24 protein-coding genes and 1 tRNA gene are annotated in these 22,950 nt (G+C 41.5%); 13 read left to right on the forward strand and 12 right to left on the reverse strand.

Annotation, left to right across the window (positions count from 1 at the left end; translation table 11 throughout):
* Window positions 1-175: 175 nt before the first annotated feature.
* Window positions 176-940 carry a glutathione S-transferase family protein gene (locus tag F955_RS06505; RefSeq protein WP_004892670.1) on the forward strand — a complete coding sequence of 255 codons (765 nt, stop codon included), beginning with the start codon at window positions 176-178 and terminating at the stop codon, window positions 938-940.
* A 53-nt stretch (window positions 941-993) separates the two neighbouring features.
* Here F955_RS06505 and F955_RS06510 read toward each other — a convergent pair whose 3' ends face one another.
* A complete protein-coding gene (locus tag F955_RS06510) occupies window positions 994-2,325 on the reverse strand; it encodes an autotransporter outer membrane beta-barrel domain-containing protein (protein WP_004892671.1) in 1,332 nt (443 codons plus the stop codon).
* A 359-nt stretch (window positions 2,326-2,684) separates the two neighbouring features.
* Here F955_RS06510 and F955_RS06520 point away from each other — a divergent pair, with 359 nt between their 5' ends.
* Window positions 2,685-3,155: an Lrp/AsnC family transcriptional regulator gene (locus F955_RS06520; protein ID WP_004815486.1), complete on the forward strand. Its 471-nt coding sequence runs from the start codon at window positions 2,685-2,687 to the stop codon at window positions 3,153-3,155.
* 135 nt (window positions 3,156-3,290) lie between these two features.
* On the opposite strand, the gene F955_RS06525 is transcribed toward F955_RS06520, so the two are convergent.
* Both F955_RS06525 and F955_RS06530 read right to left on the reverse strand, forming a co-directional pair.
* Entirely contained in the window at window positions 3,291-4,040 is a 750-nt protein-coding gene (locus F955_RS06525; RefSeq protein WP_004815488.1) for a YebC/PmpR family DNA-binding transcriptional regulator, read from the reverse strand.
* Between the two features lie 256 nt (window positions 4,041-4,296).
* Window positions 4,297-4,857 carry a 1-acyl-sn-glycerol-3-phosphate acyltransferase gene (locus F955_RS06530; protein WP_004815491.1) on the reverse strand — a complete coding sequence of 187 codons (561 nt, stop codon included), beginning with the start codon at window positions 4,855-4,857 and terminating at the stop codon, window positions 4,297-4,299.
* Window positions 4,858-5,635: 778 nt separating this feature from the next.
* Between F955_RS06530 and F955_RS06535 the strand changes: the two genes are divergently transcribed.
* Together F955_RS06535 and mdh are read left to right on the forward strand one after the other, a co-directional pair.
* Window positions 5,636-5,712, forward strand: a tRNA-Ile gene (locus F955_RS06535).
* A 211-nt stretch (window positions 5,713-5,923) separates the two neighbouring features.
* On the forward strand, window positions 5,924-7,096 hold the full coding sequence (gene mdh, locus F955_RS06540) for an iron-dependent methanol dehydrogenase (protein WP_004892680.1): 1,173 nt from the start codon (window positions 5,924-5,926) through the stop codon (window positions 7,094-7,096).
* Window positions 7,097-7,524: 428 nt separating this feature from the next.
* On the opposite strand, the gene F955_RS06545 is transcribed toward mdh, so the two are convergent.
* Window positions 7,525-8,706 carry a hypothetical protein gene (locus F955_RS06545; RefSeq protein ID WP_004892686.1) on the reverse strand — a complete coding sequence of 394 codons (1,182 nt, stop codon included), beginning with the start codon at window positions 8,704-8,706 and terminating at the stop codon, window positions 7,525-7,527.
* Window positions 8,707-8,912: 206 nt separating this feature from the next.
* Here F955_RS06545 and exaC point away from each other — a divergent pair, with 206 nt between their 5' ends.
* Together exaC and F955_RS06555 are read left to right on the forward strand one after the other, a co-directional pair.
* Window positions 8,913-10,424: an acetaldehyde dehydrogenase ExaC gene (gene exaC, locus F955_RS06550; RefSeq protein ID WP_004892689.1), complete on the forward strand. Its 1,512-nt coding sequence runs from the start codon at window positions 8,913-8,915 to the stop codon at window positions 10,422-10,424.
* A gap of 486 nt (window positions 10,425-10,910) precedes the next feature.
* Complete coding sequence (locus tag F955_RS06555) at window positions 10,911-11,156, forward strand: hypothetical protein (RefSeq protein WP_004892692.1); 246 nt, start codon at window positions 10,911-10,913, stop codon at window positions 11,154-11,156.
* Window positions 11,157-11,305: 149 nt separating this feature from the next.
* On the opposite strand, the gene F955_RS06560 is transcribed toward F955_RS06555, so the two are convergent.
* Together F955_RS06560 and queG are read right to left on the reverse strand one after the other, a co-directional pair.
* A complete protein-coding gene (locus F955_RS06560) occupies window positions 11,306-11,515 on the reverse strand; it encodes a hypothetical protein (RefSeq protein WP_004892694.1) in 210 nt (69 codons plus the stop codon).
* Between the two features lie 106 nt (window positions 11,516-11,621).
* Entirely contained in the window at window positions 11,622-12,716 is a 1,095-nt protein-coding gene (queG, locus tag F955_RS06565) for a tRNA epoxyqueuosine(34) reductase QueG (protein ID WP_004892697.1), read from the reverse strand.
* Window positions 12,717-12,739: 23 nt separating this feature from the next.
* On the opposite strand from queG, the gene F955_RS06570 reads away from it, so the two are divergent.
* Both F955_RS06570 and F955_RS06575 read left to right on the forward strand, forming a co-directional pair.
* The gene (locus tag F955_RS06570) at window positions 12,740-14,212 is read left to right on the forward strand and encodes a bifunctional ADP-dependent NAD(P)H-hydrate dehydratase/NAD(P)H-hydrate epimerase (protein ID WP_004892700.1); all 1,473 of its coding nucleotides are present in this window, start codon (window positions 12,740-12,742) and stop codon (window positions 14,210-14,212) included.
* Window positions 14,213-14,219: 7 nt separating this feature from the next.
* Window positions 14,220-14,510: an acylphosphatase gene (locus tag F955_RS06575; RefSeq protein WP_004892703.1), complete on the forward strand. Its 291-nt coding sequence runs from the start codon at window positions 14,220-14,222 to the stop codon at window positions 14,508-14,510.
* On the opposite strand, the gene ruvC is transcribed toward F955_RS06575, so the two are convergent.
* A complete protein-coding gene (ruvC, locus tag F955_RS06580; RefSeq protein WP_004892706.1) occupies window positions 14,507-15,049 on the reverse strand; it encodes a crossover junction endodeoxyribonuclease RuvC in 543 nt (180 codons plus the stop codon). The two genes, F955_RS06575 and ruvC, sit on opposite strands and share 4 nt — an antisense overlap.
* A 120-nt stretch (window positions 15,050-15,169) precedes the next feature.
* Here ruvC and F955_RS06585 point away from each other — a divergent pair, with 120 nt between their 5' ends.
* Together F955_RS06585 and F955_RS06590 are read left to right on the forward strand one after the other, a co-directional pair.
* Window positions 15,170-15,736: an FxsA family protein gene (locus F955_RS06585; RefSeq protein WP_004892709.1), complete on the forward strand. Its 567-nt coding sequence runs from the start codon at window positions 15,170-15,172 to the stop codon at window positions 15,734-15,736.
* 132 nt (window positions 15,737-15,868) lie between these two features.
* Complete coding sequence (locus tag F955_RS06590) at window positions 15,869-16,507, forward strand: LysE family transporter (RefSeq protein WP_004892711.1); 639 nt, start codon at window positions 15,869-15,871, stop codon at window positions 16,505-16,507.
* A gap of 5 nt (window positions 16,508-16,512) precedes the next feature.
* Here the strand turns inward: F955_RS06590 and F955_RS06595 are convergent, their stop codons facing one another.
* From F955_RS06595 to ahpF, 3 genes are all read right to left on the reverse strand, one after another.
* Complete coding sequence (locus F955_RS06595; RefSeq protein WP_004892713.1) at window positions 16,513-16,704, reverse strand: hypothetical protein; 192 nt, start codon at window positions 16,702-16,704, stop codon at window positions 16,513-16,515.
* 173 nt (window positions 16,705-16,877) lie between these two features.
* A complete protein-coding gene (locus F955_RS16315) occupies window positions 16,878-17,123 on the reverse strand; it encodes a hypothetical protein (protein ID WP_004892715.1) in 246 nt (81 codons plus the stop codon).
* A 303-nt stretch (window positions 17,124-17,426) separates the two neighbouring features.
* Window positions 17,427-18,992 carry an alkyl hydroperoxide reductase subunit F gene (ahpF, locus tag F955_RS06600; RefSeq protein ID WP_004892467.1) on the reverse strand — a complete coding sequence of 522 codons (1,566 nt, stop codon included), beginning with the start codon at window positions 18,990-18,992 and terminating at the stop codon, window positions 17,427-17,429.
* A 233-nt stretch (window positions 18,993-19,225) separates the two neighbouring features.
* Here ahpF and F955_RS06605 point away from each other — a divergent pair, with 233 nt between their 5' ends.
* Window positions 19,226-19,444 carry a DUF1653 domain-containing protein gene (locus tag F955_RS06605; RefSeq protein ID WP_004892718.1) on the forward strand — a complete coding sequence of 73 codons (219 nt, stop codon included), beginning with the start codon at window positions 19,226-19,228 and terminating at the stop codon, window positions 19,442-19,444.
* Window positions 19,445-19,474: 30 nt separating this feature from the next.
* On the forward strand, window positions 19,475-20,065 hold the full coding sequence (locus F955_RS06610; RefSeq protein WP_004892720.1) for an O-methyltransferase: 591 nt from the start codon (window positions 19,475-19,477) through the stop codon (window positions 20,063-20,065).
* A gap of 23 nt (window positions 20,066-20,088) precedes the next feature.
* Here F955_RS06610 and F955_RS06615 read toward each other — a convergent pair whose 3' ends face one another.
* Window positions 20,089-20,295 (reverse strand): KTSC domain-containing protein, encoded by a 207-nt coding sequence (locus F955_RS06615; RefSeq protein WP_004892722.1) that lies wholly within the window; start codon window positions 20,293-20,295, stop codon window positions 20,089-20,091.
* A 311-nt stretch (window positions 20,296-20,606) separates the two neighbouring features.
* On the opposite strand from F955_RS06615, the gene F955_RS06620 reads away from it, so the two are divergent.
* The gene (locus F955_RS06620; protein ID WP_004892724.1) at window positions 20,607-21,698 is read left to right on the forward strand and encodes a zinc-binding metallopeptidase family protein; all 1,092 of its coding nucleotides are present in this window, start codon (window positions 20,607-20,609) and stop codon (window positions 21,696-21,698) included.
* A gap of 65 nt (window positions 21,699-21,763) precedes the next feature.
* Here F955_RS06620 and ahpC read toward each other — a convergent pair whose 3' ends face one another.
* Window positions 21,764-22,327, reverse strand: a complete 564-nt coding sequence (gene ahpC / locus F955_RS06625; RefSeq protein ID WP_004815527.1) for an alkyl hydroperoxide reductase subunit C — start codon at window positions 22,325-22,327, stop codon at window positions 21,764-21,766.
* Window positions 22,328-22,950 lie beyond the last annotated feature (623 nt).

Genomic DNA, 22,950 nt, shown 5'->3' on the forward strand with positions numbered 1-22,950 from the left:
TTCCGTGTAGTGATGCAAAAATGATTTATGAAAGAGCCCTATTGTGGAGTTGAATAAGTAACATCTTAATTTTGAATTAAAAGCACATTGTATTTCCAATGAAGGGTGTCTAAAGTATCCAACTGAAATAGATGGTTTTAATGCGACCGAATTTAATAATCAACATGGAGATTTTATGCGCACCTTATACCAGTTTCCTTTATCACATTTTTGTGAAAAAGCACGTTGGATGCTTGATCATAAAGAACTGGATTATGTCGCACAAAACCTCATGCCAGGTGCGCATCGTGCCTTTGCTCGTCTTAAAACGGGACAGAACCGTCTGCCAATTTTGCGTGACAAGGAACAATGGATTGCAGATTCAACCCAGATCGCCTTGTATCTGGATGAACATTATCCTGAGCATCGTTTATTACCAGTAGAAGCACGCTTACGCCAAAAGGTGCTGGAGATTGATGAAATGACTCAGGAACTGGGACGTCATATCCGTCGCTGGATGCTGGCCCAGGCTTTATCCCATGATCATGAATCGATGGAGATCCTGATCGGTGAAAAAGGGTATCTGCGTCAGTTCGAAAAATTTTCCAAGCCTTTGCTTAAAACCCTTCTCAGCAAAGGTTATGCACTTACTGAAGATACACTTGCTCAGTCCCGTGAATATATTAAAGAGACAGTTGAACAGCTGAACCAGACACTGATCGAGAATAAGGGAGCTTATTTTGCGGGATCGCGTTTTAGTCTGGCTGATATTGCAGTCTGTTCAATGTTGGCACCTTTGTTGGCAATTTCCGGTACGCCGTGGGAGCGTGAGAGTTTTGAATCAATGTCAGATGAATATCGGGATTATCAGACCTATCTCTCGAAATTGCCTTTAGGCCAATATATTAAAAACATCTATCGTCATGAACGTAATGCTCGTATTGATTGGCGCGGTGTATAAGTTAAATAGTGAAATAAAAAAACGCGCTTAAAGCGCGTTTTTTTATTTGATACTTAGCCCCAAGGGTTTGTGAGATCAATATCACTCTGTTTATTAAAGCCACTGAGAAGTGAGCTAAAGTCAAACTTCGGTAATGGACTACCGCTCGAGATATTGGAAATTGTTTCTTTGATGGTCGGAATAATTTCAGTAATACTGATATTGTTATCAACTGAGCTACCACCTGAAATAAGATCACCTAATTCTGGAATAATGCTCGAACCTAAGTCGCCTAGACTTCCATCAAGTAAGCTTTCAAATGCATTTGAACCTAAACCATTGCCTAGGTCGCCTAAACCACCCAGTAAGCCACTCAGATCAGAGCTATCATTTGCACTCACGAGACCACCAAGTAAATTGGTCAATTGTGAAAGGTCGAAGTCACCGCCATTATTGCTGAAGCCAGAAATAATATCGGTAATCGCACCTAGGTCGAAGTCACCAAGACCACCTGAACCACCAATTAAGCCACCGACCAGTTGAGCGATCTGACCGATATCGATGTCACCATTGCCTTCAATTAAGCCGCCAACCAAGCCTGCAATTGCCCCGATGTCGATACCTTCAAGACCACCAGAGCCACCGATTAAGCCACCGACAAGCTGAGCGATCTGCGCGATATCAATATCGCCATTCCCGCCAATCAGATTGCCGACTAGTCCTGCAATTGCGCCAATATCAACACCTTCAAGACCGCCAGAACCACCAATTAGACCACCGACAAGCTGAGCGATCTGTGCAATGTCGATGTCGCCACCTTGGATTAAGCCGCTAACAAGACCTGCGATTGCGCCAATATCAACACCTTCAAGACCGCCAGAACCACCAATTAGGCCACCGACGAGCTGAGCAATTTGCGCGATATCAATGTCACCGCCTTGCAGAAGGTTACCAGCCAGGTCAGCAATTTTACTGAGATCTAAATTACCTGAACTACCACCAATTAACCCACTGACCAATTTAATCACAGCATTTAAATCTAAATTTGATGTATTGCTACCCATTAAACTACCCAGCAGATTACTGATCGAACCCAGATCAAAACTGCCGCCGTTGGCTTGAGTGAGTTTGCTAATTAAACTGTTAATATCGAGTTTTGTAGCATTCGAACCGGTAAATTGAGTAATTAAATCAGTCAGGGAGCTTGAACTTAAACTCTTACCTGAAAGTAAGCTATTTAAGAGGGAATCTAGGGAAGGAGTAGCGGGAGTAGAACCCGTGATAGAACCAATAATGCCAGAAAGACTGCCACCTAAAAAACCGCTAAGTAAACTCTTGTTTTGCGTCTCTGTCGTGAGCACCGGGCTGAGTTTACTTTTAATTGAACTAAAAATACTGAAAGCCATAACCGTTCCTTGCGTTTTTGTCTTGTTTTGATTATTTTGCGTTGTAAATAAAACGACTAATTTTTATTCAATTTCTATACAAGTGTAAATCTAAGCATGAATAATCACGTTTTGAACATAGTATTATTTGCCTGGATAAAGCTTTAAACAGATTAATTTATGATAAATAATAATGGTTTATTAGATATTTGCGTTTATCTAAAATATATTTTATGCGATGAATGGCTATCGAAAGGACTTAAATTTCCTCTAGATCATCATCTGGTATTTTTTTGCAAATATCTGGTAATTTATGAAAAAAATATCAATATTATGCGTAAAATAATGAGGTATTTTAATAAAGTGGCAAGAGACTAAAGATGGAATTAGATCGTTTTGATAAGCACATTCTTGAAATTTTGACCCATGAAGATGTCAATTTGAATGAACTCTCTGAACGGGTGAATCTTTCGGTCAGCTCGGTTCATCGCCGTATTAAACAGTTGATTGACCATAATATTATTAGTGGTCTAAAACGGGAAATTAATTATCAAAAGCTTGGTTTCAGTCTGCATGTACTTTTGCAGGTTTCCTTAAGCAAACATGATAGTGACACTTTTGCCAAATTTCTGGGTGAGCTGGAAAGTATTCCTGAAGTGATTAATGCCTTTCTGGTAACAGGGCAGTCGGCAGATTTTATTGTCGAAGTAGTTGCACGTGATATGGAAAACTATAGTGAGATCCTGCTTAACAAGATCGGCAAGATTGAACATGTGGTCGCACTGCATTCCAGCTTCGTGATCAAGGAATATAATGTTTTTAACTGCAGTGGCTTACTCAATAAAGTTTAATTGAAGAGATAGCACTATCTAAATATTTGTCTCCGAATAACTAAGTAAATTGATTGAAATCACCTACAAAATGATTTAATAAGATAGATCAAAATAAAAAACGCACCCAAAAGTGCGTTTTTGTTTTCCTGAAGATTAAGCGTCTAGCTGAGCCAATACTTCTTCAGAGAATTCAACGTTGGTATAAACGTTTTGAACATCGTCCAGATCTTCAAGCATATCAATCATTTTCATGATTTTTTTCGCTTGATCTATATCCGTGATTTCAGCTTTGGTGGAAGGGCTCATTACAACTTCAGCATTATCAGATTTTAAACCTGCAGCAGCTAAAGCATCCTGAACTGTACCGAAGCTTTCTGGTGTAGTAATGACCAGGATTTCATCTTCATTAACTTCGATGTCTTCAGCACCAGCTTCAAGAGCGACTTCCATGATTTGATCTTCTAAAGATACATCTTCAAAAGTAATCTCACCACGTTTGGTGAACAGGAATGCAACTGAACCATTAGTCCCTAAGTTACCATCAGTTTTAGAGAAGCAGTGACGTACGTCAGGTACAGTGCGGTTCAGGTTGTCTGTCATTGTTTCTACAATTACGGCAACACCACCTACGCCATAGCCTTCGTAAGTTACTTCTTTAAGATCGTCGTTATCTTCGCCGCCTGCGCCACGTTGAATCGCACGGTTGATCACATCACGTGTCATGTTTACAGACAATGCTTTTTCGACAACAGCACGTAAACGTGGGTTGCTACCCGCATCTGGTCCGCCGAGTTTTGCAGCAGTAGTTAATTCACGAATATATTTGGTAAAAAGTTTACCGCGGCTAGCATCTTGTTTTGCTTTACGATGCTTAATATTGGCCCACTTGGAATGACCCGCCATGCGAAATATGCTCCTTGTAGATTGGCTGTATGCCTATCGAATTGGGCAAATTCTACCATAAGGGCTTTTTTTAAAAAAAGAGCCTGGTTTTTAGATTTAACGATAATGACAAAAAAATAGACGCACTGAGAAATTTATTCGGGGATTAAAGGTAATAATTTAGTTTAAAAATAAAAAATATTTATTGTGGAAAAGAGTATAGAAGGAGAAGAAGAAATGAGATGCTAGGTCATGCATAACATCTCATGGACATACATTATTTTTTTTCAGGGATCACGATATCCAGACCGACATTGTCTTTATAAAGCTGTTTCATTAAAGCCAGGTCATGTTCAAGGTCTGTTGGATAAATTTTTCCGAAAATGCCACCCTGTTTGGTTTTAGAATTGGCATACATGAGTACAATCGGCACATTCGCTGCTTTGGCAATATGCCAAAAACCGGTACGAATTGGTCGACGCTCTTCACCATTTTTGGCACGAGTCGCTTCAGGTGCAATCACCAAATTGAATTTTTCATTACTCTGAAAAAGTTCAACCATCTGGGTCACAATATCCTTGCTCGATTTACGATCTACCGGAATACCGCCAATGTTTTCTAATAATGGCTTAAATGGACCTTTAAATAATTCTTTTTTAATCAAAGTATGAATTTTGATGTCGTATATCTGAAATAAGGCCAGAGAAAGCACGGCATCCATCATTGAAGTATGCTCAAAGCCCACAATCACTTGCTTGTCTTCAAGCACATTTGGTTCAACGTGATATTGCCAGCCTGCAAGTTTAAACGCAGATTCGCCAATGAATTTCTTAAACATAGGGGATGGAGTGTGTGAAAAAAAACATAATTTGTGCTTGTTCTTATATTTCGTCAAGTGGAATTGATTTAAAAGTCTTAAATACATTCAAAAAGCAAGTGAATAAATATATTGAGTAATGGTTAATTAAGATTTAAAAACAATAACAAAATTAATTTTAATTAGTTAAACGTCTTATAATAGATAAAAATACTCTTAAAAATGCTAAAAAATGGCTGTTCAGTACAAAAAATAGTTATTAGACTTTTGTCGAAGCCCAAGGATATGTTTCGGCTTTAAGACACTTCCAATCATGTTCGCGAGAGAGGATAAAGAATGACTTACTTAACGGCTTTGGTGCTCTCATTGTTCATTTTTGCACTCATTGTTGTATGGTCTTTGATCGAAATTTATCTGGATATGCGCAAAGAAGAGAATTTGGAGCACGAAGCTTAAGCTTTTAATTAATTTCATAGCTGAATTGATCCGGATATAAAAATTAATTCAGCCATTCAAAGTATTTAAATAATTATATATAAAAAGTATAAAAGCATAGTCGAAAGTTAATTTTTAAATATATTTTGATAGCAGCTATGTTTTGTAAAGAAATGGAAATTTTCCTTCTGAATGACTATGAGAGCCTTCTAAAGTATGAGGAATTTACAAAGTGTCTATTTTTTCTAATTTATAATTGCTGATGAAGTGTGCAAGTGGGCATAAAAAGGCTTGTCTTTTAAAAAAATCTTAGCTAGTATTCTTGTCGCCTAAACCTATTGATAAATAAGGTTTTCGGCATATAGGGCCTATAGCTCAGTTGGTTAGAGCAGCGGACTCATAATCCGTTGGTCGACAGTTCAAGTCTGTCTGGGCCCACCAAATTATTAAGCACTTAGAAGTAAACGTCTAAGTGCTTTTTTATTTATCCCTTTCATAAAAATAAATATCTAAAATAATTAGAAAATAATGAAAATTCAAAACTTTATCAAAGGTAGGATTTTGGTAGGTAGGATTCTTTTTAGCTTCATTCAATACTCTAATGACGGTGAGGGTCACCGATAATAAGATGAATGGTAGAAGGAATCACACCATGGCTTTTAAGAATATTGCAGATCAAACCAACGGTTTTTATATCCCTTGTGTTTCACTTTTCGGTCCAGGCTGTGCCAAAGAAATTGGTGCTAAAGCCCAAAATCTAGGTGCAAAAAAAGCCCTGATTGTGACCGATGACGGCTTATACAAATTTGGTGTCGCAGATACCATCGCAACTTATTTAAAAGAGGCGGGTGTCGACAGCTATATCTTCCCGGGCGCAGAGCCAAACCCAACCGATATTAACGTCCATAATGGCGTGCAAGCCTACAATGACAATGGCTGTGATTTCATTGTCTCGCTAGGCGGTGGTTCATCGCATGACTGTGCCAAGGGTATTGGTCTGGTCACAGCAGGTGGTGGTCATATCCGCGATTACGAAGGTATTGATAAAAGTACAGTACCGATGACACCACTGATCGCCATCAATACCACAGCTGGTACAGCATCGGAAATGACCCGCTTCTGTATCATCACCAATACTGATACCCATGTAAAGATGGCGATTGTGGACTGGCGTTGTACACCGTTAATCGCAATTGATGATCCTAAACTGATGGTTGCCAAACCAGCAGGCTTAACTGCAGCAACCGGTATGGATGCCTTGACACATGCGGTAGAAGCTTATGTGTCGACTGCGGCCAATCCGATTACCGATGCCTGCGCTGAAAAGGCCATTACCATGATCAGTGAATGGCTGAGCCAAGCAGTAGCGAATGGCGATAATATCGAAGCGCGTGATGCGATGAGTTATGCACAGTATCTGGCAGGTATGGCATTTAACAATGCATCCTTAGGATATGTGCATGCCATGGCACACCAGCTTGGCGGATTCTATAACCTGCCGCATGGTGTATGTAATGCCATTTTACTCCCGCATGTATGCGAATTTAACCTGATTGCCTGTCCAGATCGTTATGCAAAAATCGCTCAGTTGATGGGTGTAAATACAGAAGGACTAACAGTCACTGAAGCAGCCTATGAAGCAATCAATGCCATTCGCCAGCTTTCAGCTTCCATTGGAATTCCATCTGGTCTGACAGGACTCGGTGTAAAAGAAACAGACCTTGGCATCATGGCAGAAAATGCGCAAAAAGATGCCTGCATGCTGACCAACCCTCGTAAGGCCAGTCATGCGCAAGTAGTCGACATTTTTAAAGCGGCAATGTAATGCCTCAATGTAAGTCATCTCTCCACTCGGCAGACTTACATTTTTTGCAACCCTGCTCGCACTTCTTATGAAGTGTGCCAAGACAAGTGTATCCCCATATGATTGTCTTGGCTTATCCTTACACCCTTGATAAGGATAAAGAGCAGGCGTTGCTCTTTTTTTTAACTAAAATTTAGTTAACTCAAAAAGATATATAGAGTGTTTTTCCATCTTGGAATCACTGATTAATAGGGGGTGAATGAGTTCTATAAGAATGATTAAATCATATACCTTATTACAAGGTGATTCTTGTCATGGATGCAGTGAAAAAGTTTTATAAAAATTATAATTTTAAAGTGCTGAATAACTTTTTATATTCGATTCAATTAAAAATTATTGTTAGATAAATCAAGCCTATTATCAACTTGAAAGTCAAAAGCTCCTAAGGCTTAAATATCGTGAAACTTAAGTAAGGTCTGATGCACCGGATGGTTCTTTGGCATCAGCTCAATCAGGCGTTCTACAGCATCAATGGCTTCCGGGAAACGTGCCACATGCTTGAGTAGTACATCAGTTTCATTGGCTTTAAAAATGGCATCACTAAGTCGTGATTCCAGACAATCCCGCCAGGCGCATAAAAATGGACTCTCTGTTTTTGCCAGAAATATACCCGTATATAACTTCAAGGCAGAATCGATATAACCCGCATCCAGGGACTGTTCTGTCTGTAAAAAGTCTGCTTCCACATGAGCGAGTAAACGATAAGGTCGGGAACCGAGCATACCACCCAAGATATCACGTAGCTGTGACATTTCCGCTTTTAAGGTGCCGATACTGACTTTGCGTTCGCCATAGAGGGCCTGATGTAGATTATCCAGACTTAGGCCTTGCGGACATAAAGCCAGAATTGCCAGAATTTCAATCTGGCGTGGTGTCAGAACCAGTGCCTTGCCATTGAAAATTACATTTGGGACGGAAAAAGCGCGAATATACAAACGCTGTTTCTGATATTCCAATAGAGCCGATTGAATGAGTGTGGAGCAATGCTCAGCAGCAAGCAGCCCTAAATTGTTATGCTTATGCCAGGTTGTTGACAGATCAATCACACCCAGGATTTGTTTCGAATAAGGATCAATAATCGGCGCGGCATAACAGACCAGGTCATGTGCTGATGACATGTAATGTTCACTTGAAAATACACAACTCGACTGCTGGGTTTTGATCGACAGCGCGAGGGCATTGGTACCGACCAGTTCCTCCCGCCATTGTCCGCCTTCAATCAGATGCACATTTTCAGCAACTTTACGCATTTCAGGACAGGATGCTGTCCAGAGAACGGTGCTACCAATATCTCCTACAGCCAATACCATAGAAGACTGTTCAGCAATATGCCTTAGATTTTCAGCACAATATTGTAAAGCATGGCTTAAAGCCGAGGATGAACAGACTTTCTGGATATCGATCAGCGGGGCTGCCAAACGATCCTTCGGTATATCTGCTGAAGATGAGCGTTGCCAGGAGCTGACAATGCTCTGTTCTAACTGTGCAGCATGCAATGGCGATAAACTGCTACTTTGACGCAGTTGGTCAATTTTCTGCCTGTGTTGTATCAAACTTTGTTCTGTCATCATTCCTTATCCTCACAATAATTCATGATTTACATCCGATGTAATTATTATTGTTTTTATGAAGAATCAAAAGAAATGTAAACCTGCTGAGTTCCAACCTTTCTCCAACCTTATGCAGGTTATGTTAATCAAATAATGTACGGGTGTACCTTATACCAAAGCTGTAGATGCGGCTTTTTTATAGATTAAAATAAGCAAAGGAAATACATATGCGTTATATCGATCCGAATCAGCCTGGCTCAAAAGTTCATTTCAAAGCCCAGTATGAAAATTTTATTGGCGGGCAATGGATAGTGCCAGTCAAAGGCGAATATTTTGATAATCTCTCACCTGTGGACGGTAAAGTATTTACCCGGGTGCCGCGTTCCAGCGTAGAAGATATTGAGCTGGCACTAGATGCTGCGCATAAAGCCAAAGCACAATGGAGTAAATCTTCTCCAACAACTCGTTCTAATATTCTGTTAAAAATTGCTGACCGTCTGGAAGCCAATCTGGAGCTTCTGGCAGTGGCTGAAACCTGGGACAACGGCAAGCCGATCCGTGAAACCTTAGCGGCTGATATTCCTTTAGCAATTGACCATTTTCGTTACTTTGCTGGTTGTATCCGTGCACAGGAAGGCGGCATTTCAGAAATCGATGAAGATACCATTGCCTACCACTTCCATGAACCTTTGGGCGTGGTGGGGCAAATTATTCCATGGAACTTCCCGATTCTGATGGCAACCTGGAAACTGGCACCGGCTTTGGCAGCAGGTAACTGTATTGTCTTGAAACCTGCAGAACAGACACCGGTTAGTATTCTGGTGTTGGTGGAACTGATTCAGGATCTGTTACCGGAAGGCGTATTAAACATCGTCAATGGTTATGGCGTTGAAGTGGGACGTCCACTCGCAGTGAATCCGCGTATCGCCAAGATAGCCTTTACCGGTTCGACTTCTGTGGGCCAGCAGATCATGCAATATGCCACTGAAAATATTATTCCTGTTACCCTGGAACTCGGTGGTAAATCACCGAATATTTTCTTTGAAGATGTCATGGCACAGCAGGATGATTACCTGGAAAAAGCACTGGAAGGCTTCACTATGTTTGCCCTGAACCAGGGAGAAATCTGTACCTGTCCATCACGTGCCTTGGTACAAGAAAGTATTGCCGATCAATTCCTGAAACTGGCGGTTGAACGGGTTAAACGAATCAAAACAGGTCATCCACTGGATACCGAAACCATGATTGGCGCGCAGGCATCGCAGGAACAGCAGGACAAAATTCTCGGTTGTATCGCAACCGGTCGAGGCGAGGGTGCAGAAGTGCTCGTTGGTGGTGGTGCACGTCATGAAGTTGGTCAGGGGTACTATATTGAACCGACCATCTTTAAAGGTACCAACAACATGCGTACTTTCCAGGAAGAAATTTTTGGACCGGTATTGGCCGTGACCACCTTCAAAGACTTTGATGATGCGATCAAGATTGCCAACGATACCATCTATGGTCTGGGCGCTGGTGTCTGGTCACGTTCTACCCATACCGCTTATCGTGCTGGCCGTGCGATTGAGGCAGGGCGTGTCTGGACCAACTGTTATCACATCTATCCGGCACATGCGGCCTTCGGTGGTTATAAGAAATCAGGCATTGGCCGTGAGAACCACAAGATGATGCTGGACCATTACCAGCAGACCAAAAACCTGTTAGTCAGCTACTCAACCAAACCAGCCGGATTCTTTTAAAATGATTCAAAAAGCGAACCCCGGTTCGCTTTTTTTATAGATAACATTATTTAAGATGATGAAATTGCGATATGCATCACTTTAGCTGATTAAAAGGATGAATCAATTGAAATTTAACTTTATCGGAAAGTCGAAAAAATGCATGAAATTGATTTTACATTTTCAAAAAAGATGATTATAAGTAAGGGGTGGTTTTTTAATCAAAATAATAGACACTCAGGAAGAGTGGGCTACAGAAGCGTATTTAAATAATGATGAAATGGGAGTTTTGACAATGCTTCAGCTTTTGAAAAAAATATTTTGCTTGCACATTTATGAATATCAACACATGGAAGAAATTGGCACACAGCGAGAATGTCGCAAGTGTGGCATCAGTAAAGATTAATACCTACCCCCAGAAAAGTGAGCATCTGCTCACTTTTTTATGCCTGAAATTAAGAATATTCCGTTAAAATATGGCATTGTTAAAACGTCAATGGGGGCAGAATGAGTAAAGACTTTCAGGCTGAAACTTATATTGTTGATGAAAATCTCGCAGATACCTTACATTGGCTTAGTCTGCATCAGGAAAGTTTCGAGTCACTGCATTATGATGCTATTACTCAGACACTTACAGTAGAACATGCCAATGGCAGTGATGTCATTCGGATAGGAGATTACCTCAATGCGAAATATGGCATCCTGATCACGGCACACAATTTTGCTGACACTTCTAACTTGGATCAAAAATAATCGATTTACGTGACTGTAGTTGAATCTGAGCTGATAAATGGAAAATCTTTAATTAAAAAGATTTATCAAGTGAAAAATAAATAAATTTTAAACTCATATCATAAAGCCCACCTAAGGTGGGCTTTATTAACTTCAGGAGCGAGTTATTCCTATTCACGGTGATTGCCATGAATATTCTGATTTTGCAGATCTGCTCGATGCTGTTTGTTTAAAACCCGTTCATCCTGCTCGTGCTGATTGTTCTTGGGCGAATTGACTGGCCCATGCTGCTGAGGTTGCTGCTGTTGCTGAATTTGATTCTGGTGTTCATTTTGCAGCTGTTCCAGCAACTCTTGATTTGGATTTTTTGATGACATCATCGTCCCTCCATTTCAGTTCTGAGACTATTTAAATTTATGCCACAGTCTGAAAATAAGGTGTGTAAGGCTTTTAAGGGAATCTGTGACACCAGGTAAAAATAGACAATTATCTGGATTTAGAAAGTTGTTCCTGAATCGACCAATCGATATGTACCTGTACAACTTCATCATGTTGAGCGCGAGAGTTTTGCAAGGCCTGAATAATCGCTGGATTTAATGGCGCATTGCCTAAACCAATAGCAATATTGCGCATAAAGCTTTGATAACCGGTACGCCGTAGCGGACTACCTTCTGTTGAAGCTAAAAAGGTGGGCTCATCCCATTGCCATAAATCCAGCAGGCTGGCCTGATCCAGTCCATTCCGTGGATGAAAGTCTGCAATGGTCGTCGTCTTGGCAAAGCTGTTCCAAGGACAAATCAACTGACAGTCATCACAACCAAATACCCGATTACCAATGCCACGACGAAGATCTCCAGGAATAATGCCTTTATACTCAATGGTTAGATAGGCAATACAGCGCCGTGCATCCAGCATATACGGCTCAACAATCGCCTGTGTCGGGCAGATATCGATACAGGCCGTACAAGAACCACAGTGTTTGGTCGTCGGTTCATCAAATGGCAGTTCCAGTGAAGTAAACAGTTCGCCGAGTACAAAGAAGGAACCGGATTTTTTATGAATCAGCAGCGTATGTTTACCAGTCCAGCCCATACCGGCATTTTCAGCCAGAGACTTTTCAAAAACGGGTGCTGAATCGGCAAAAGGACGTGATTCAAATTCTCCGATTTTTTCTTTGATTTTAGCCGATAGCATTTTTAGCCGACCACGCATGGTCTTGTGATAATCACGACCACGGGCATAGCGGGCAATAATCGCGGAGTTTGGCGCATCTGGGACCATTCTCGGTTTAGGTGTTTCGACCAGATAATCCATACGAACACAGATAATTGATCTAGTATTCGGAATTAATAGCGTTGGATCAGCGCGTTTTTCCAGATTTTCTTCCAGAAATTTCATATCGCCATGATAACCACGCTCCAGATATTCCTGCAGACGGGGCAATTCTGCTTGAGCATCCGGCCGGGCAATGACACAATCAGAAAAACCCAATTCCAGCGCTTGTACTTTGATCCATGCTTTGAGGGCTTCTGGATCCTCTTGAAAAACCTGAATTTGCGCGGGAGAATCGGGTGTAGTCATAAACCGGGAACAGGGAATAAAAAATGCAGCAACAAGTTTACCATAGCCCCGTTTATCATAGCCAAAGTATTCAAGCCTGGGAGCAGCGCTGGTTTGCCCGAAAAAACAGTTCTTATGGTCTGATGCAGCAAGTGGCCTGGAGCATTGTACAGCGCCTGATTCCTTTATTTGTTGAAGAAAATGTTCAAAAGGTCGCGGTCTGTTGTGGGCAGGGTAATAATGCCGGAGATGGCTATCTGGTCGGGAAGTACTTACAGCAGGCTGGTTTTGAGATAGAGATTTATGCAGCAGAAAAGGGTGGTTCACAGGATCTGGCTTCGGCGAGTCAGGGAGCACTTGATGCAGGCATAAAAGTCTATCCGCATTTTGATTTTCAGACTGAATATGATGCCTATATTGATGCGTTATTTGGGATAGGTCTTAACCGTGATCTGAATGGCACATGGCAACAGATGATTCTAAGTATTAATGCTCAAAAGGGCTTAAAGATCGCAATCGACATTCCAAGTGGTCTCCATGCTAATACTGGGCAACCTTTGCCAGTCGCTATTCAGGCTGATTATACTTACACGGTACTTGGATTTAAGGCAGGCTTATTTACCGGGCAGGGGAAAGCCTACGCTGGGCAGGTAGAATGTATATCTGCAATTCCAACCGATGCTGAATTGAAACCTGTTGCTCAATTATCTGGTACTCACATCCATTTACCCAAACGTCAGGCCTTTGGACATAAGGGCAGCTATGGACATGTACTGGTGATTGGCGGTCATGCTGATATGGGTGGTGCAGTAATCATGTCAGCTGAAGCTGCATTTGCAGCAGGAGCGGGTAAAGTGACTGTTATTTGTGATGCCAAACATCATACGGCAATCCTTTCACGGGCACCAAATATCATGCTCCGGGATATGAATGCCCTAGATGAAAATCAGCGTGACAATCTGTTGCAGCAAGTAGATGCCGTTTGTTTTGGTATGGGCTTAGGACGTGATCTCTGGGCTGAACAGCAGTATCAGTTCTGGTTTTCTGCACTTCAGCAATCAGAACTGGAAATCATATTAGATGCAGATGCACTCTGGTTTCTATCAACACAACCAGAACAATTAAATCCACGAACCTATTGCACCCCTCATCCGGGCGAAGCCGCGACTTTATTGAAATCTAAAACTCAAGAAATCGAAGCTGACCGAATCGCTGCCATTCATACCTTACAGCAGAAATTCCAAGGACAGTGGGTCTTGAAAGGCTCGGGCAGTCTGATTCTGGAAGATCAGCTGTATATCTGTACTGCGGGTAATCCGGGTATGGGCACTGGAGGGATGGGCGATGTACTGGCTGGCATGATTGCCAGTCTGAAAGCCCAGTTGCATGACGATATTCATCTGCATGAAATTGTGACTTTACATGCCTTGGCCGGAGATGAGTTGGCAAAATATGGTCAGCGTGGTTTACAGGCACAGGATATGAAACAGGCCATTTATAAAATAGTTAATCTTTAGGGAAGTCATGATGCAGGCTGTGAAACTGATGATTTCAGGAAAAGTGCAGAAAGTAGGCTATCGAAACTGGTTTGCAGTTCAGGCAGTAGAACTGGAATTAAAAGGCTATGTACAAAATCTGCCAACTGCACAGGTAGAGGCTGTAGTGGTTGGAGATGAGAGAAAAATTCAAGAGATGATTATACGTAGTCAAAAGGGACCAATTCATGCAGATGTGGCTGATATTCAACAACTTGAATTAAATCCTGCTGAATATCAGTTTGAAAATTTTCAGATCAAATATTCATATAATGATTAACGACGTCTGCTGGCACGGCTACGTCCACGTGCCATGCCACCTAAAGCATTCAGTACTGCCATCTTGCTCATGCTACCCGAAGCATGGGCATGACAGATTGCCGCAGCCAAGGCATCCGCTGCATCCTGTTGGGGTTTGATGCTGAGGTTTAGAATTTTCATGACCATCATCTGTACCTGTTCTTTTTCTGCTGCACCGTAGCCAACCACAGACTGTTTGATCTGACGTGCCGTATATTCAGCGACTTGCAGATCCAGATTGACCAGTGCTGCAATGGCCGCACCACGGGCCTGGCCGAGTTTCAGGGCAGAGTCCGGGTTTTGTGCCATAAACACCTGTTCTACGGCCGCTTCTGTCGGACCATAGAATTTAACAATACGTTCAACCCCGGCAAAAATTCGCTTTAATCGCTCAGGCATTTCCACAGTTTCCGTCCTGATGGTTCCTGCATCCACAAAAGACAGTTTGGAACCTTCTTTTTGAATAATGCCATACCCTGTAAGACGTGAACCTGGGTCAATCCCAATAATTAATGACATGCCTGCACTTTAAAAATAAAATAATGCCCATATTGTTACATAAGCGTATCAAAAAAGCTTGATCCTGATGAAGCAGTTGATTACATCCTTAATTATTGAATAGAGATTAGATTAATTTTCATGAAATTATTTCTTATTATCCTTGCTGGCGTAATCCTGGAAGTATTTGTGTGGATTGGCGTGGGCGACCTCGTCGGGAGCATGTGGTACGTCTTTTTCTGGTTTGTGGCCGCATTCTTTATCGGTATGAACCTGATTCGTAAATATGCCACCGGACTCATGCCGCAGATGCAACAAATGCAAATGGGCCAGATGAGTGCCGATCCGGCCATGACCAATAATCTGCCGAAAATTCTAGCTGGTTTTTTCCTGCTGATTCCAGGTCTGATTACAGACGTGTTGGCGGTATTAATGCTGATCCCCGCTGTACAACAGGCATTTAAAGCGACGATGATGAAAGTCATGATGAAACGCCAGCAAGCCATGATGGAAAAAATGATGGGTGGCATGATGGGCGATATGGGCGGTGCTCAAGGTCAGAATCCATTTGCAGAAATGATGCGTCAGATGCAGGAAATGCAAAATCAGCAAGGTGGTCGTGGCGATTCAACCATTATTGATGGTGAAGCACGTGAAGTGACGCCAGAAGCGAAAAAGATTGAAATGAAAGATGTGAATCCAAAATAATTTCGATTTACATTTATGCAGCCGGATCCCATGATTCGGCTTTTTTATGTGAGTAAATTAAGATAAAAGTACTGCGAAAATTTAAACAAAAGTTATAATGCTGCGGTTTCAGTCATTGCTAATAGAAGAAATATGTCTTTGTTGTTAACCATTTGTGGTTTGCATTTTATTGCTCAACTGAGCCCCGGACCGGACGTCCTGCTGATTGCACGAAGTGCAGCATCTACTACCCGTGCCAATACCTTAAAAATTATTGCCGGCATTTCGGCAGGGATCGTGGTTTGGGTAGTGCTGACCCTTGCTGGTTTTACCGTGCTGATTGACCAATTCCCCTGGATTCAGCAAGTACTCATGATTGTGGGTGGAGCATTTCTGGCAAGAATGGGCTGGGCGATGCTTAAAGGTGGACTACAGGCATTTAAACAGCGCCATGAAGCCAGCGATGATCAAGTAGTGATGAATGAACCTAAAAATTATTTTACTTTAGGTTTGTTGACCAATTTGTCTAATCCCAAAACACTGATTTATTTTAGCAGTGTTTTTTCACTGGCCCTCAGCTCATCAGCTTCAGATTATCTGAAATCACAGCTGGCAGTGATTATTCCACTACAAACTTTCCTGACTTTTGCTTTGCTGATGCTACTTATCTCTCAACCGAAAATCAAAGTGCTGTACCAACGTGCAGGCAACTATATAGATTTGATTTCGGGCATACTGTTCCTGATCTTTGCAATCTGGCTTTGGTATGACGCATTGTTTTTAATGAATTAAGAAGATCAATCCTGACGAGAGAGATCTTGGTCAACTAAAATAGGGGAAACAGTAGTTTCCTCTTTTTTTTCATCTGTTTTTTGTGAAGAGCTATAACGGTTTGGTTTTAACGTGGCTTCTGTATTTTCTGAACCTTGATAACTGCGACTGCGGTTCGCACGTTCTCTTAAACCACCTTTGCGAATTAACTGCACCATACTCAAAACCTCTACAAGACTTGTATTATTGTAAATCAACTGGGCAGAGCATTGCGGAATTTCTAAGGTATATACCTAGTCTTGCAAGAATCAGTGTTTATAAAATGATTCGGCCTGATACTGAATATCAGGCCTCTGAGGAAAATGAACCATGAAAATCGTCACTGTTTGAATTAGGAAGATTGTTTTACTTCGAGTTGTAATGCATTGAAAATAGTGTCTTTGGTGGGTACATCCTGTTGGGCTTGTGAAGAGACATGAACCACTTTAAATATGACTGCTGCAGCTAAGCAGGCCAATAGGCACAACATCCAGAAACTATAAGGACTTCTGATGCTGTGTGAGCCACAATTTGGACATGAGGTATCGGTAGATGAAACAGCTTTATTGCAACATGCACAATGATATTGATACTGCATATTCTTCTCCTTATTTTACTAGTTTTTATGATTATTATTTTTAAACATCAATTTTGAATTGTGTGTTTATATTATGTGAGGAAATGTTTGTATTCGATAGTGCATAGTGAGGTTAAGCGTGTAAGCGATTGTGGACAAGGCCTTATCCAGAAGGTATTTTAATTTATTTAAATCATCTGATGATGAACAGAATTCCCTCTAAAAATCCTCAATGACTCTATTCAAGCATATCGTTTATTTAATGTAGTTTCTGAATTGCAAACAACCTGCATAAAACAGGCTGTTTTTATTTAATTCAAATGATTACTGACCCGAACGGATGATGTAATCAAATGCAGACAGTGATGCTTTCGCGCCTTCACCTGTAGCAATGATGATCTGCTTGTAAGGTACTGTGGTGCAGTCACCCGCTGCAAATACACCTTTCACATTGGTTTCATTGCGCTCGTTAATCACTATCTCACCGCGGTTGCTTAACTCAACTTTGGTTTCTTTCAGGAAGTCGGTATTCGGCAACAAACCGATCTGCACGAAGATCCCTGCAAGCTCAACCGTATGTTCTTCATCGGTCGCACGGTCTTTATATTTCAGTGCAGTTACCTGTGAACCATCACCCACTACTTCTGTTGAAAGCGCATTCTTGATCACCGTGGTGTTCGGCAAGCTGTTCAGTTTGTCCTGAAGTACCTGATCCGCACGTAGTTTGGTATCAAACTCAACCAGGGTGACATGCTCAACAATACCAGCAAGGTCGATTGCAGCTTCTACACCCGAGTTACCCCCACCAATCACCGCAACACGTTTGCCCTTGAACAGTGGACCATCACAGTGTGGGCAGTAGGCAACACCACGGGTTTTGTATTCCTGCTCACCCGGAACATTCATCTCTCTCCAGCGCGCACCTGTCGACAGGATTACGGTTTTCGATTCCAGTTTAGCACCATTTTCTAAAGTCACTTCAACCAGACCATTGGCTGTTTCATCTGCACCTTTGATGTCAGAGACACGTTGCAGGTTCATGATGTCTACGCCATATTCACGTACATGTGCTTCCATCTCGGCAGCAAATTTTGGACCTTGGGTCTTTTGCACTGAAGTGAAGTTTTCGATGTCCATGGTATCCATGACCTGACCGCCCATACGTTCAGCCACGATGCCGGTTTTGATGCCTTTACGCGCTGCGTAGATTGCAGAGGTATTGCCTGCAGGACCACCACCAATCACAAGAACATCAAACGCTTCTTTGGCATTGAGCTTTTCCGCATCTTTGGCAGCAGAATTGGTATCCAGTTTGGCAATGATTTCTTCCAAAGTCATACGACCCTGGCCAATATGGTTGTTGTCCTGGAACACCATTGGTACGGCCATGATTTTGCGTTCTTCAACTTCTTCCTGGAAGAAAGCACCATCGATCATGGTTGCTGTTGTACCCGGGTTATAGATAGCAATCAGGTTGAGTGCCTGAACCACATCCGGACAGTTATGACAGCTTAAAGAGACAAACACATCAAAGTCAGACTTGATCCCTAAACCTTTGATCGACTCAAGAACTTCATCCGATACTTTCGGTGCATAACCCGAAGTTTGCAGCAATGCCAGAATCAGCGATGTGAACTCATGACCCATTGGCAGGCCTGCGAAGAACACACGAGGCTGTTCACCGGCTTTAGCCACACCAAAGCTTGGTGCACGTTTGTTGGTACCATCAAAACGGGCAGTCACTAAATCAGACAGTGCAGCGATTTCTTCTACAAGTTCTTTGATTTTTGCAGATTTATCCGAAGCATCTAGAGTGGCTACCAGTTCGATTGGCCCTTCAAGGCGTTCTAAAAGGGTTTTTAATTGGGCTGCTGTATTTTGATCTAACATTGCTAACGTCTCCAAAGGAGTAATAATTTATTCGATGAAAGAATATTAAGTGAAATAGATGAATAGGTAAAACAGGTAGTTTTTATTTATTCAATCGGAAATTTAGATGAAATAGAAATTTCATCATTAATATCAAACTTATATCGGGCTAATAATGGAATTTTCAAGTGATCTAGCGGTATTGTGATAATTTTCAGTTAAGATGAATCTGCTTCAATCGAATGAGTAAAATAATGGAACTTCAACGCGGAATCTATCAGCATTACAAAGGTCAATTATACCAAGTTCTGCATGTCGCCACGCATAGTGAGACTGAAGAAAAACTGGTGGTTTATCAATGTCTATACGGTGACTATTCAATCTGGGTGCGTCCACTCAGCATGTTCACTGAGGTGATAACTTTAGATGACGACCGTGAATTAGAGCGCTTTAAACTGATTAAAGCACTATAAAACCTAATCATTTGAATAAGAGGGTAGAGCGTGGAACACAAAAGTCATTTTCAAAACTATGTCTGTGAATTATATGCTCGCTTTAGTGCGCATGATGCTGGTCTGAGTGATCGGTTACAGCGCTATCGTAATATCGAACCTGCATCGGCGCAGTTTCTCTCTATACTTATTCGTGCACAACAGTCTAAATGTGTGCTTGAGATCGGAACATCTACGGGTTATTCCACTTTATGGTTGGCCGAAGCTTTATCAAGCATGCAAGGTCGCATGGTAACTTTGGAAATTGATGCCGAGCGTTCGAAAGAAGCCCAGTTACATGCTCAACATTTAAAGCTGGACAGTTATATTGATTTTCAGGTAACAGATGCATTGGATTATTTACAATCCTGTCAGCAGCAGTTCGATTTTATTCTGCTGGATGCTGAGCGTGATGCTTATGTTGAATATTGGAGTTACCTGCCGCAATTATTGCAACGGCAGGGTGGGTTACTTGTAGTGGATAATGTACTTTCTCATGCAGAACAGGTAGCAGTATTCAAGGCATTGGTCGATCTGGATAAGCGTTTTGTTTCTTCTACAGTGGATATCGGTGCAGGCTTACTCCTGATTACTTTTCAATAATAGTTTCGAGTAAATAGTCCGTTTTAATCACTGTAAATCCGGGTAAAATTAAGATCATATTCCAGGTATTTTTTCACAAAGGCCGCCTTGTCATGACGCCTGAGTAAGTTGTCATAAATATATTCGGGCACTGGATGATAAAGCTCGGTTAAACCATTGTCATAGAAAATTTTAAGCTGGCGGCTTGAAGGATTATATTTCCAGGAAATTACTGTTAAAAGTAGAGCCATACTACACCTCCAATAGACAGGAAGATTTAGATTTAATTCTTATTGGTCTATCTTTTGAACTTAATTCAAGGGCACTGAGTTCTATATAGTTGCTTTGTAAATTTACTCTCTTTCTTAGCCTTTCCAGGATGATCAATTCAATCAATAGCTCAGGGTAAAATCTTCCTCAAGAAACGATACATTTCAATTAAGTAAAAAATATGCAAACTCTTGATACCTGTTGCAAGAAAATGCTACAAAAAATTTAAGGTAGTCAAAAAAAACTGCTTTAAGATGAGGGGAAAACAAGAACGAAGCAGAGTTATTTCTACATGCAATTATTTAAGTGCTCCCACTGCCAGCAACCTGTTTATTTTGATAATAATTACTGTACTGCATGTCAACATCTGCTGGGGTTTGATAGCTCGACCATGTTAATGGTGGCTTTAGAATCCAATACAGATGGATCAATACTGACAGAACCAGATACACAGGCCAAATACCGTTATTGTGCTAATGCCGAGTATGCGGTGTGTAACTGGGTGATTCCGCAAGAAGATCCTCATGACTTCTGTCTGGCCTGTCGCCTGAATCGTGTGATTCCCAATTTAAATGAACCCCAGTATCGACTGCGTTGGCATAAAATTGAACTCGCAAAACATCGCCTGGTTTATTCTTTATTGCGCTGGAAGTTGCCGTTGCAGTCTCGGCAGGAAAATCCTGAATCTGGTTTAGCTTTTGATTTTAAGGCCAATCCAAATAGTCCTGATGAACCTAAAGTCATGACTGGACATGATAATGGAGTGATTACCCTTAATATTGCAGAAGCAGATGATGTCGAACGCGCCATGGAACGCAAGAATATGGAGGAGGTTTATCGCACCTTGCTTGGGCATTTTCGGCATGAAATTGGGCATTATTACTGGGATGTATTGGTAGATAACACCGAATTTCTGGAGCCTTGCCGGCAACTGTTTGGGGACGAGCGCATGGACTATCAGGAAGCTTTAGATCGGCATTATCATCAAGGACCACCCGCAGACTGGATGGAGCGTTATATCAGCACATATGCCACCATGCATCCTTGGGAGGACTGGGCTGAAACCTGGGCACACTATCTGCACATCGTCGATGTGCTGGAAACCGCTGATTCCTTCGGCATGCAGATCCACCCACATGTAGTAGAAGAACGTGATGATCAGTTCATGACCTTGGTAAAGCGGATAAATCCTTATTACACCTGTAATTTTGATGAAATTTATCAGGCCTGGTTACCCGTAGCTTTTGCCATGAATAGCTTGAACCGCAGTATGGGGCAGGATGACTTTTATCCTTTCCTAATTAATCCAGTCGTGCAACAGAAATTGAAATTCATCCATGATGTGATTCAGACGACAGCCGGTGCACAGCGTAAAGTTGCCTGATACTGTTCAAATAAAAAAGCCACGCAAATGCGTGGCTTTTTTCAATCAGTACAATCTAATACAGATTAGATTTTACCAACTAGGTCGATTGAAGGAGCAAGAGTCGCTTCGCCTTCTTTCCATTTAGCTGGGCAAACTTCGCCTGGGTGAGCGTGTACGTACTGAGCTGCTTTAACTTTACGAAGAAGTTCTTGAGCATCACGGCCAATACCACCAGCGTTGATTTCAACGATTTGGATTTTACCTTCTGGATCGATAACGAAAGTACCACGGTCCGCAAGGCCGTCAGCTTCGATTAGAACTTCGAAGTTTTTAGAAAGAGTCCAAGTTGGATCGCCGATTAATGGGTACTGAATTTTACCAATTACGTCAGAAGTGTCGTGCCAAGCTTTGTGAGTGAAGTGAGTGTCAGTAGAAACACCGTAGATTTCCACGCCTAGTTTTTGAAATTCAGCGTAGTTGTCAGCAAGGTCACCCAGTTCAGTTGGGCAAACAAAAGTGAAGTCAGCTGGGTAGAAGAATACTACAGACCATTTGCCTTTAAGGTCAGCTTCAGTAACTTCAACAAATTGGCCATTGTGGAAAGCAGTTGCTTTAAATGGTTTAACTTCAGTATTAATCAAGCTCATCATTGTCTCCATGATTGAGGTTAGTCTTTAATTTTGAATAAGAGTATCGAACTTTGGGTCTTAGCTAAAATGGTATTTTTACATTACAAAAATCGGAAAAACCGAATTATGTAACTGACTGCCAGTTTACCCAAGTCATCTTTATGTACATTCGGCATAGCCAGAGCTGCCTGGATGACAAAACATGTTCGGTCATCAACCTGCATAAGAACATGATGTTTTACGCGACAAAATTCAAGGGTAAAGCTTAAAAAAATCTTATTTTTTTCAAATAAATTGAGTTAATTTGAGAATATAAAGCCTTGGAAGCTCCTGATTTTATAAATATCCTTGTAGTTTGATGATATGTGAAAAGTAAACCGTATCAGTCGTAAGCAAAGGTGTCTTGCTTAAATAGCCTAAGCATTTTATGGCTTATTTTAAAATTTTGACTTGAAATGGATAGCTCTGGGTATTGAGAGAGAAGCCTGAGTGTTTATTTACTTGCTGGCAATATTTTAAAAATACGAATCAGCTCCAGATCCGAGCGCAATGTAAATCATAGCTTTTAGTCACGCTGCAACAACCAAATTACGATCTAAGTGCGCATAAGTACATTGGGAAAATGCATGAAAGTGAGTAGA

This window comes from Acinetobacter schindleri CIP 107287 (genome assembly GCF_000368625.1).
Lineage (GTDB): Bacteria > Pseudomonadota > Gammaproteobacteria > Pseudomonadales > Moraxellaceae > Acinetobacter > Acinetobacter schindleri.